At 60.0% G+C, this 9,761-nt stretch carries 13 protein-coding genes; 11 read left to right on the top strand and 2 right to left on the bottom strand.

Going from position 1 to position 9,761, the window contains the following annotated elements; genetic code table 11:
- The first annotated feature begins 35 nt into the window (after nt 1-35).
- From ACCD03_RS19355 to ACCD03_RS19330, 6 genes are all read left to right on the top strand, one after another.
- Nucleotides 36-944, top strand: coding sequence for an alpha/beta fold hydrolase (locus tag ACCD03_RS19355; RefSeq protein ID WP_413412589.1), 909 nt, complete (start codon nt 36-38; stop codon nt 942-944).
- Between the two features lie 95 nt (nt 945-1,039).
- Nucleotides 1,040-1,453: a hypothetical protein gene (locus ACCD03_RS19350; RefSeq protein ID WP_413412588.1), complete on the top strand. Its 414-nt coding sequence runs from the start codon at nt 1,040-1,042 to the stop codon at nt 1,451-1,453.
- A gap of 90 nt (nt 1,454-1,543) precedes the next feature.
- Nucleotides 1,544-1,873 (top strand): hypothetical protein, encoded by a 330-nt coding sequence (locus tag ACCD03_RS19345; RefSeq protein ID WP_413412587.1) that lies wholly within the window; start codon nt 1,544-1,546, stop codon nt 1,871-1,873.
- 38 nt (nt 1,874-1,911) lie between these two features.
- Nucleotides 1,912-2,496, top strand: a complete 585-nt coding sequence (locus tag ACCD03_RS19340; RefSeq protein WP_413412586.1) for a hypothetical protein — start codon at nt 1,912-1,914, stop codon at nt 2,494-2,496.
- A gap of 12 nt (nt 2,497-2,508) precedes the next feature.
- A complete protein-coding gene (locus ACCD03_RS19335; RefSeq protein WP_413412585.1) occupies nt 2,509-2,856 on the top strand; it encodes a hypothetical protein in 348 nt (115 codons plus the stop codon).
- Between the two features lie 125 nt (nt 2,857-2,981).
- Nucleotides 2,982-3,401 carry a hypothetical protein gene (locus tag ACCD03_RS19330; protein ID WP_413412584.1) on the top strand — a complete coding sequence of 140 codons (420 nt, stop codon included), beginning with the start codon at nt 2,982-2,984 and terminating at the stop codon, nt 3,399-3,401.
- A gap of 90 nt (nt 3,402-3,491) precedes the next feature.
- On the opposite strand, the gene ACCD03_RS19325 is transcribed toward ACCD03_RS19330, so the two are convergent.
- Nucleotides 3,492-4,226 carry an SDR family oxidoreductase gene (locus tag ACCD03_RS19325; RefSeq protein WP_413412583.1) on the bottom strand — a complete coding sequence of 245 codons (735 nt, stop codon included), beginning with the start codon at nt 4,224-4,226 and terminating at the stop codon, nt 3,492-3,494.
- 101 nt (nt 4,227-4,327) lie between these two features.
- Between ACCD03_RS19325 and ACCD03_RS19320 the strand changes: the two genes are divergently transcribed.
- A complete protein-coding gene (locus ACCD03_RS19320; RefSeq protein ID WP_325653556.1) occupies nt 4,328-5,263 on the top strand; it encodes a LysR family transcriptional regulator in 936 nt (311 codons plus the stop codon).
- Nucleotides 5,264-5,322: 59 nt separating this feature from the next.
- Here ACCD03_RS19320 and ACCD03_RS19315 read toward each other — a convergent pair whose 3' ends face one another.
- Nucleotides 5,323-5,691, bottom strand: coding sequence for a hypothetical protein (locus tag ACCD03_RS19315; RefSeq protein WP_413412582.1), 369 nt, complete (start codon nt 5,689-5,691; stop codon nt 5,323-5,325).
- Nucleotides 5,692-6,407: 716 nt separating this feature from the next.
- Between ACCD03_RS19315 and ACCD03_RS19310 the strand changes: the two genes are divergently transcribed.
- From ACCD03_RS19310 to ACCD03_RS19295, 4 genes are all read left to right on the top strand, one after another.
- Nucleotides 6,408-6,917 carry a hypothetical protein gene (locus tag ACCD03_RS19310; RefSeq protein WP_413412581.1) on the top strand — a complete coding sequence of 170 codons (510 nt, stop codon included), beginning with the start codon at nt 6,408-6,410 and terminating at the stop codon, nt 6,915-6,917.
- Between the two features lie 488 nt (nt 6,918-7,405).
- The gene (locus ACCD03_RS19305) at nt 7,406-7,936 is read left to right on the top strand and encodes a hypothetical protein (protein WP_413412580.1); all 531 of its coding nucleotides are present in this window, start codon (nt 7,406-7,408) and stop codon (nt 7,934-7,936) included.
- Between the two features lie 47 nt (nt 7,937-7,983).
- Nucleotides 7,984-8,307 carry a type II toxin-antitoxin system HicB family antitoxin gene (locus tag ACCD03_RS19300; RefSeq protein ID WP_413412579.1) on the top strand — a complete coding sequence of 108 codons (324 nt, stop codon included), beginning with the start codon at nt 7,984-7,986 and terminating at the stop codon, nt 8,305-8,307.
- 346 nt (nt 8,308-8,653) lie between these two features.
- Nucleotides 8,654-9,673, top strand: coding sequence for an SGNH/GDSL hydrolase family protein (locus tag ACCD03_RS19295; RefSeq protein ID WP_413412578.1), 1,020 nt, complete (start codon nt 8,654-8,656; stop codon nt 9,671-9,673).
- The last annotated feature ends 88 nt before the right edge of the window (nt 9,674-9,761 follow it).

The raw sequence follows: 9,761 nt of genomic DNA, 5'->3' as shown, positions 1-9,761 counted from the left end.
CAGCCCCCCAGCCGCACCCCCCGGAGAGAACAGCCATGCGAAAACTGTTTGCCGCCGTCGCGCTCATGCTTGCCATGACGCCCTTTGCGCAAGCGCAGGTGAAGCCGTATCCGCCGGGCTTCCGGCACCAGAACATCCAGACCGATGGGGCGACGCTGTTTGTGCGCGTGGGCGGCAGCGGCCCGGCCGTGGTGTTGCTGCACGGCTTTGGCGACACAGGCGACATGTGGGCGCCGCTGGCGGCCGAGCTGGCACGCACGCATACCGTGGTGGTGCCGGATCTGCGCGGCATGGGGCTGTCGTCGCACCCTGAAGGCGGCTATGACAAGCGCACCCAGGCGGGTGACATCCGCGCGGTGCTCACCAAGCTGAACATCGATCAGGCCGATGTGGTCGGCCACGACATCGGCACCATGGTGGCGTTTGCTTATGCGGCGCGCTACCCGGACAAGACGACGCGGCTGGTCGTGATGGATGCGCCCGTGCCCGGTGTGCCGCCGTGGGAGCAGATCGTCCGCTCGCCCAAGCTCTGGCACTTCTCGTTCGGCGGCCCCGATGCCGAGCGGCTCGTCAAAGGCCGCGAGCGCATCTACCTCGACCGCTTCTGGAATGAATTTGCCGGCGACCCTTCAAAAATAGACGAAGCCACGCGGGTCCACTACGCCCGCCTCTACGCCAAGCCGGGCGCCATGCATTCAGCGTTTGCGCAATTCCTGTCGATCCCGCAAGACGCGGAAGACAACAAGAAATCCATCGCCACCAAGCTGCCCATGCCGGTGCTCGCCATCGGCGGCGCAAAGTCCTTCGGTGAGAACGAGGCCATCGTCATGCGCAACGCCGCCACCAACGTGCAAGAGCTGGTGATTCCGGATGCGGGGCATTGGTTGATGGAGGAACAGACGCAGGCTACGGTGGGTGCGGTGGTTAAGTTTTTGGCGCAGTAGCGGTACTCTCCGCATCCGTTCTGCACTCCGTTCACTATCGTCAGCAGGCGTCCTTCATAACGGGCAAGCCCGCTCCGGGATGGACGCCCTTCATCATGAAATTCTTTGCGCTCATCATCTTGCCGACCGATATCAACCCTCTGAACACGGACTCAGTAGAGGCTGTGGCCGCAGAGATGATGAGCCCCTTCAAGATGTGGGAAGACGACACGCCGGTCGAGAACGCGCGGTGGGACTACTACTGGTGTTGCACGAAAGAGTGGATGGATCAAAGCCAGTTGAGTTATTCCGCCTATGCGGGCATTCCGGATGCGCAACCGCTGGTTGTCTTTCCAGTCGACCAACTTACTGCCGAAGGCGTCACCTATTCCGTGCTGACTCCACATGGAGACTGGCACCGCAGCGAGGCGACCTATGAGAAGGAAGATGCCTCTTGGGAGGCCGAGGCATTGAGAATATGCCACTCATACGGCGGGCATTTTGCTGTGCTGGCGTACTGCCACGGCTGATGCCGGGAGGTTGGCCGACGGTACGCTCATTGCCCCGGGTACGGGCGAATTAACCTGTCTTTCAATGCATCTCAACGAAAGGAGTTCCCAATGCAGCCAGTCGTCCGAGTTTCGATTCTGCGGTGTCCGCCGGACAAGTTTGCCGAGATGCGGCAGATGATGAACGATCTCGAAGCGGTGCTCCGGCCCGGTATCGAGGCCATGCGCGGGTTGGTCGCATTTTATGTGGGCGAAGACGAGTCAACGTCGTCGCTGTCGAACGTGAGCCTGTGGACTGACCTGGACGCGGCCAAGCAACTGGATACGTTCCGGCCGATGCTGGATTCGGGCAAGCCCTTTATCGACAAGGGCGGTACGTTCGAGCGGCCGATCATGAACTACCTGCCGATGTGGGAGTTGAAGCCGGTGGCGAAGGTTTGAGGGTTTGCAAATAGATTCCCCGCCAGACACCGCACACCATGGACTCAGTCGATGAAATGGCCCGGCAGCGCAATGTCTCGATTGCGCGCCTGCAAGCACTTGAAGTTGCGACGATTTCTGTCGATTGCGCCAAGCCTGTCGACGTCGGGTTCTATGCAAAAGAGAAGATGCGCTTCGTGAACCCGCTGTCATGGCTTCCGAAAGCGGAAATCCGCCCCGGCCTTTTTGCGTATGGCAAACAAGCGCCCAACGTTGCTCACGCGGTTGCCGCTGACAGCGACCTGTGCGCTGCGCTGGACCTCCTTTTGACACGCTACGCGTTCGCCATCGAATGGTGCGATGCCTCCCTGCATGCCCGTGTGAACACCTGGGCCGGCACGATCGACGGAGATTCCACAGGCGGTGAGCGCTTCTTGTCCAACCTTGAAACCGCCGCCAGACGCCTTGGCGATATCGCACAAGGGCGCAGCCAGATCGCGGCCAACTTCTCGCCGCGAGCATTCGGCCCGACGTGGTTCCGCAGTCGCGCCATGGTCGGTGGATTACTGGTGGGGTTTCTCGCGCCAGTCGTGCTTGTTTCCGTAATCGTCGGGCTCACTGCGCTCCGGCGGATTGCGCACTAAGCTGCTCGGCTGTTGAAAGAAGTGCTCAATCCGACCGGTACTCACATGCACATGACATTGAAGTTCGCAGGCTGCTTCATCCTCCTGGTAGCGTCGCAGCACGCATGCGCGCTGACCCCATCGCCCATTCCGGCGGAGGCCCAGGCGTTCATTGAGGAACGGAAAACCTGCGACCACTTTCGTGGAGAGCCAGCCGAGGGAGACAGCCCGGAACAGGTGGAGCGAAGAGAATTCCTGATCGACAGCTTGGACATCTACTGCGCTGGCACTGACAAGCGTCTTGCCGCATTGAAGCGGCGGTACAAAGACAATCCCGCTGTCATGAAGCGGCTCAACGAGTTTGAAAAGCAAGTTGAGTGATGGGGTGGCCTGAGCGGCCTACTGCGCAGTGAACGCACAAGTAGCCGCGACGCTGCCGAGAAGCAGCGCTTCCTTCGCAGGCACCCGGCAAAAATCACTCGTTCGATCTCGCCTCAATCAACACAATGCAGACCAACACTTCAGAAAAACCGACCGTCCGCACATACGCGGTGCTGGTGTGCATTTTCCTTTTGGGTGCCGCGCTGCTTGTTCATGGCTTGGAGAGTTGGACCGATGGAAGCGTCCGCCTCAAAGGCAAGGTTGGTGAGACATTCATCGCAACGCGCGGTGGCTCCAATGCCGGCTCGTTCTACCTCTATGTGTTGAGCGTTCTAAGCGGCGGGGTGGCATCCCTGCTTGCAGGTCTTGTCCTCGCTTGGCGGGCATTCTTGTCCCGCGATCTCGTCAGCAAGGCCAAAGCGCTTACCTATCTGAACACCCCGATCCGCGAGAACCATCGCGTCCCTATTCCGACGTGGCTGTTCTGGGCCCTGGTTGCGGTCGTGCTCGGCATATTCGCTTATGCCTTCATTCACATGCGGTGACTACAGTACCGGTTCGTAGCCTTCCGGCATTCCCGCTCGTCACGGGAATGCCTCCAAGGCTGTTTAAGCAGCAGCAATCTCCCCCGTGTTTCAGACGAAACGCCCACCCCCATCGATATGCAGGATCTCCGCGTTCATATAACGGTTGCCCAATATGAACGCGATCGCCTCTCCCACCTCTTCCGGGTGCCCTACCCGGCCACCGGGCAGGCTGCTCGCCACATGGGTGAGGACCGCCGTGCGGTTCTCTGGGCCGAATACATCGAACAACGGTGTATCCACAAAGCCCGGAGAAACCACATTGACCCGAATCGGCTTGAGTTCGAGCGCAAGCGAGCGCGCAAGCCCCTCGACGCCACGCACGGCAGCAGCAATCACGGACGTGCCATCGCCCGATGGCCGATCGCCAAGCTGCCCGCTCGTCAACACGATGGATGCTGTTGGCGGCATCAAGGGCAATGCAGCCTTGATCGCGTAGAGGGGGCCTGCAATGCGCTCATGCATTGCCGCAAGAAGTTGGTCCGGGTCTGATTCCGTCAGCTTGCCGACGATAAAGCTGCCGGCCGTGATGACCAGATGATCCACACGCTCCAACGTGCGGAACACCGCCTCTACGGCAGACCTGTCCGCGATGTCGGCAACCGCCGTGCGGGCGCCACCGATTGAGCGGGCGGCCGCCTCGATCTTCTCGGGCGATCGTCCCACAAGGGTGATTTCCGCCCCTTTTGCCTTGGCTGCCGCCGCCGTGGCGAGGCCAATTCCCGAGCTTCCGCCAAAGACAACAACATGTGCGCCGCCCAGCGGTGCGTGTGCTGCAGAGTCCATCGTCATGTTCCAAAGAAGTGAAGAACGACGAACGTTAGTTCATTCCATTTCATCGGAGAACGCACGAGAATGGCATATAGCCTATTCCCGGATGGAATATCGTGGATTCTCTCCAATCAATGCGGTTGTATGTACGCGCAGTCGAACTGGGCAGTTTTTCGGCCGTTGCGCGCGAGGCAAAGATCGGTCAGCCGACGGTGAGCAAGGTCATCTCTGCAATGGAGAACGACCTCGGTGTGCGCTTGCTCGAAAGGACAACGACGAGCCTGGCGCCCACCGATGAAGGCCGGCGCTTCTACGAGCGCAGCAAGCAGGTGCTTGAAGAGTACGCAGACGCCATTGCCGATGTGCGTGGGCAGATGCAGCGGCCTGCCGGCAGGGTGGTCATCAGCGCGCCCACGGGCCTGGGTGAGCTGCGTCTGAATACATTGGTCCTCCAGTTTCTGGCGAACTACCCCGAGATTGAAATCGAGCTCAACCTGACCGATCGCATCATCGATCTTGTTGAGGAGGGTATCGACTTGGCCGTGCGCATTGGCGACGAGTTACCGCCCAACGCGGTTGCGCGCAACGTCGCGTGGTCACCGCGTGTGCTTGTTGCCACACCGGAATACGTCAAACGCTCGCTACGGATCAAGCGGCCCGAAGACCTGCTCGCGCACCAGTACGTCGCCTACGCGCGCAGTGCCACCGGTGCTCGATTGGAATTCAGCAAGGGAGGCGAAAACGTCGCCGTCTCACCCCGTGGCAGATACCGCGTCAACAGCTCGCTCGCGCTGCGCGAGTGCTTTCTTGAGGGGCTCGGCGTGGGCAGCGCGCCGGCATGGCTTGTGCAAGACCTTCTGGATGCTGGCCGGCTTGTCCAATTGCTGCCGCAATGGCAGATTCCTCCGCACTCAGTGCATCTGGTGTCGCCCTCGCGGCGATATCAGCCCTTACGGGCGCGCACATTCCTGCAGTTCATGGCTGAGAACATCCCCAAGCTGCCGGGGCTGTATGCGCCGGAGGTTCAGCCCAGGGCGGCTCGCGCTCGTTAGCCGCGTGCCGGTGTCGCGCATGGCATTCCCACCCGTCATGGGAATGCGTCAATCTGTTGTTATTGGCCGTAGCCTCGCCGCTCTACGGCAGCTAATACATCCCACGTCTGCGGATCGACGTCGCGTCCCCCGAGCGACATCGAAACGTACGCGTCAATCGCATCCACAAAGCCTTTGATGAACGCCGGCGGGAATGCGTGTGCAGAGAGGTGTTGAAGCTGCTCACGCAGCATGCCCGGCCGGCATTGGCCGTGCGTGCACATGGCGGTGCGCGTGCGTTTGAGATACGCCTGCGCTGCGATGGCGCCGTTCAGGTAGGTGCGGTTTTTGGTGAGCCTGCCTGTGTCGGATGACGTGGGCGGTGGACTAGGCGACGGTGCTGGCGGGGATGGGTACGACGCTGGGCGCGTCTCGTCTGCAATAGGCATGGAGCCTCCTTGGGATTGAAGGAGCCCCACCATCTCGGCGCTAAACGAGGGTGGCGGGCCTGACGATGGTGTTAGCGACCCGGTCCCAAGGAAACCGGTAGACCCGAAGGTCTCACCATCCGGCCCGCCAAAGTAGGCGCGAACGGAAGCAGCAGTGCGACTGCATGCAGCAATCGTCCGCCTTGGTGTTTCAGGTCGCTAAACCAGGCTGCCGTTGGTGCGGCAGCGGGGGGAATTATAGCGATGGGGGGTACGCGCCGGATTCTGATTTTCGTACGCCGAGCTCTGAGCTTGGCCGCCCGAGCAAAAAGCCCCACACGTCGAGCTCCGAGCTCGGGCCGCCGAGCAAAAAGCCTCACACGTCGAGCTCCGAGCTCGGGCCGCCGAGCAAAAAGTCTCGCCTGCCGAGCTCCGAGCTCGGGCAGCCGAGCAAAAAGCCTCACGCGTCGAGCTCCGAGCTCGGGCAGCCGAGCAAAAAGCCTCGCACGCCGAGCTCCGAGCTCGGGCAGCCGAGCAAAAAGCCTCACACGTCGAGCTCCGAGCTCGGGCCGTGGAGAAAACCTCTCGATGTGTCGAGTTGTGAAGGCCGCATCAGATCATTCTGATTCTTCGCCCAAAACCCCCTCCTGGCATTGCGGACCAGCGCCGTAGCGGCCAATCTCCCGCCCTCGTGCCCTTGACGGCACGGCACTGCCAATTGATTTGCGAGGAGTGAAATGCCGCAGAACTTGATTTCGTATCAGCTCACCTCGGCCGATCTGGCCGCCGTGGACGGCGCGCTGAAGACGCTGGAAGACCGGCTCGCCAGCCTGATCGACCTCACCCCGGTTCAGCGCCGAACGCTGGTGAAGATGGGCGACAAGTCAGAAGCCTTCGCGCGCAAGGCCGTGGAGGTGCTGAACAACAACCCCAACGTGCTGCCCGGCAATTTCGACCTCGCCGAACTGCGCCGCGATCTCGCGGGCTTCGATCAGCTACGCAGTCGCCTCATGCGCGTGGCCCGCATTCATGAACGCATGTCGGATTCGCATTTGGCGCTGGGCAGCGATGTGATGAGCGCCACGTTGGAGGGGTATGCGTTCCTCAAGGTGGCGGGCCAGGGGGAAGGGTTGGATGCGGCGCGGAAGGCGTTGGCGGTGCGGTTTAGTCGGGGAGCAAAGCGAAAAGACGACGAAGCTGGCAGAAGTAATGAAGGATCGCCGAATGAGGTGCAGCAGGCGGAATAACCGTAGACGTGGTTGGATTACGCGGAGGGGTTTGGTACGAGAAGGATGTGGGGAAAGCCTGTTAAATTGGAATAACACATATTCCAATGAATACGACACAAATCTCAATCCTTAAACTACACCTTAAGTCCTAGCATTCTCGGAAATGTCTTGTGAGAGATATTTTCAATCAACTGAATGCGAGGAAACTATGTGGGACAGTAATGCAGCCACCAATTATGTTCGGCAGAATGCGCAAAGCCAAAGCGGTGGGAACTGTGCAAAGTATGTCCGAAAGGCGATTGAAGCAGGCGGAATTAGTGTGACGCCAACGTTATCGGCAAAGGACTATGGACTCCCCTTGCGTCAAGCCGGATTTATCGAACTGGGGGATGCTTTGTCACCTCGTCGAGGTGACGTGATCGTGATCCAACCCATCCCGGGGCACCCTCACGGCCATATGGCGATGTTTGACGGATCAAGGTGGATATCAGACTTTGTCCAGAACAATGGGTTTTATCCTGGGAAAGAGTATCGAACGCAAAAGCCGCCGTACAAGTTGTATCGACATCATTGAGGCAAGCATGAAAAAAATAATCTCATGCTGGATTGCCAGTTTTCTGATGGCCTTCTCGTGCGCTTCCTATGCTGACGCTGTGGAAGCTCCCAGTCTGCAAGTGAAGCAATTTTATGTCTGGTACATCAACAAGCAGGTGAACCAAGTATTTCCCCTTCTAGATCGAGAGATCGGTCGCTACGTTGACGCGTCCACGGTTGAGAGCCTGCGCAGAGACTACAAGCTAGGCCAACTTCCTGGCGGTGTGGACTACTTCATGAAGGTGCAGGATTACGACGAACGTGATTGGCTCGCGCATATCAAGCCAGGTAAGCCGCTCACGTTCGGCGATGCTGTTGTCGTGCCTGTGAGCTTTGGCTCGCGTTGCGAGGTCATCGTTCTCGTGTTTTTCACCAAGCAACATGATGGTTGGAAGATCATCAAGGTCGATGACATGCTGCCCTATTCATCACCGGGTAACTAACAAAGAGAGCCGCCTTGTGCGGCTCTTTTTGATTCAGGAGCGACGTCATGACCCGAGACCATTTCACTTACCGAACGAAGCGGCCCTCTGAAGTTGGGGAACATGTTGGCCTCTGCGCAGAATTTCCATCGCTCTCGTGGCTCGCCGCCACGCCGGAAGGTGCGCTTGCCGGTATTCGCAAGGCTGTTGCCGAAGCGGTGCGCGGCATGGAGGCGAATGGCGAGAAAGTCGCTGAGCCGATTGCTGACCGTACCTACAGCGGCGAGTTCAAGGTGCGTATCCCGCCGCAAGCGCACCGCGCCCTCGTCATTCAGGCAGCTGAGCAGGGCGTCAGCTTGAATCGGCTTGCAAGCGCGAAGCTGTGTTCATAGAGGAACAGCAATGCTTGCTAACCAGGCAGGTCTGCCAAAAGCTGCAAACGTTGCGTCGATCATCAGCGCCTTTCTCGCTCTCTTCCAGTAGCGCCACCAAAGCTCGCACCAGCGGGCTTTTCTCTTACCTCCGCAGCCTGGCCAACCAATCCCTCGCTGGCGTCGGTGTCTTCGCCATTGGTCCGACTCGATCCACCTCCCCAACCAGCTTGCGCAGCGCCAGGTGCATGTAGACCCAGGCATCTTCTATGCTGAATCAAAGTGCCCATCGCAACAGCGATCAGCAGGCAGGCGATCCACTCGCCACGTGACCCCAACGATCCAGCCGACCGGCAAGGGAGGCGCCATGCAAGGAATCAATCACAGGGTTTGTGCGGCCATGCTTGCCGTGATGACCTCGCTGCTTGCCGCATGCGGGGGTGGTGAGGGCTCGGGTAACGGCAGCGACTCGGCAACCCCGCCGGGTGGCGTTCATCTGCAGGTCGTCTCGTTCGGCGACAGCCTGTCGGACGTCGGCACCTACGCGCCCATTGCGAGCGTGGTGAGAGGTGGGCGTTTCACAACCAACCCGGGGCCGGTGTGGACGCAAAACGTCGCGCAATACTACGGCGATACGCTCAGCGCGGCGTTCACGATCGACATCACGCATGCGTTGACCGCGCAAGGCGGGCTCGGCTACGCGGAGGGCGGCGCGACAGTGGCAACGCCGGCAAACCTGTACGACTTTCTGACCGACGTGATCGGCAACATCGAGATGCCCGTCAATGAGCAGGTTTCAAGCTATCTGGCCGCGCACGGGAGCTTCAACGCCAATCAACTGGTGCTGGTCTGGGCGGGCTCGAATGATGTGCTTCGCGCCGGGGCGTTGCCCGCCGCCGCGCCGATCGTGCAGACGGCGGCCGCCACCCTGGCGCAAATCGTTGCGCAGATCGTCCAGGGCGGCGCCACGCATGTGGTGGTCGTCAACGTGCCGAACGTCGGACTCTCGCCTAAAGGCTTCTCCTCGGGCGACGGAGGAGCAAACCTGACTCAGTTGTCGCAACTGTTCAACGACAGCCTGAACGCGGCCCTGCAGAGCAATGGCCTCCAGGGCAAGGTCATCCAGATCGATGCCTATACCTGGGTGAACCAGATTGTCGCGAGCTTTCAGGCTAACGGCTTTGTCGTGTCAAACACCAGCGTGGCCTGCGACCCAGCCAAAACGCCCGATGCAACGGCATTGTTCTGCTCGCCGGCGACCTACGTGACGGCCAACGCCGATCAGACATACATGTTTGCCGACAACCTGCACCCGACGACACGCATGCATGCCCTGTTCGCCCAATTCGTGGAACAGCAGATCGCCAAGAGCGGTCTTGGACATTGAGCGTGCGGATAACCGATCACTGACTGGCGGGCAGCCGGCTGCCAAGGCAGACGTTTACACGGCGTTTACACCCCTCCCCCCAACCTTT

The sequence above is a fragment of the Ralstonia sp. Ralssp135 genome (assembly GCF_047304345.1).
In the GTDB taxonomy this organism is placed as follows: domain Bacteria; phylum Pseudomonadota; class Gammaproteobacteria; order Burkholderiales; family Burkholderiaceae; genus Ralstonia; species Ralstonia chuxiongensis.
Note: the sequence above shows the minus strand (reverse complement) of the source record. Positions and strands in the feature narration are given on the sequence as shown.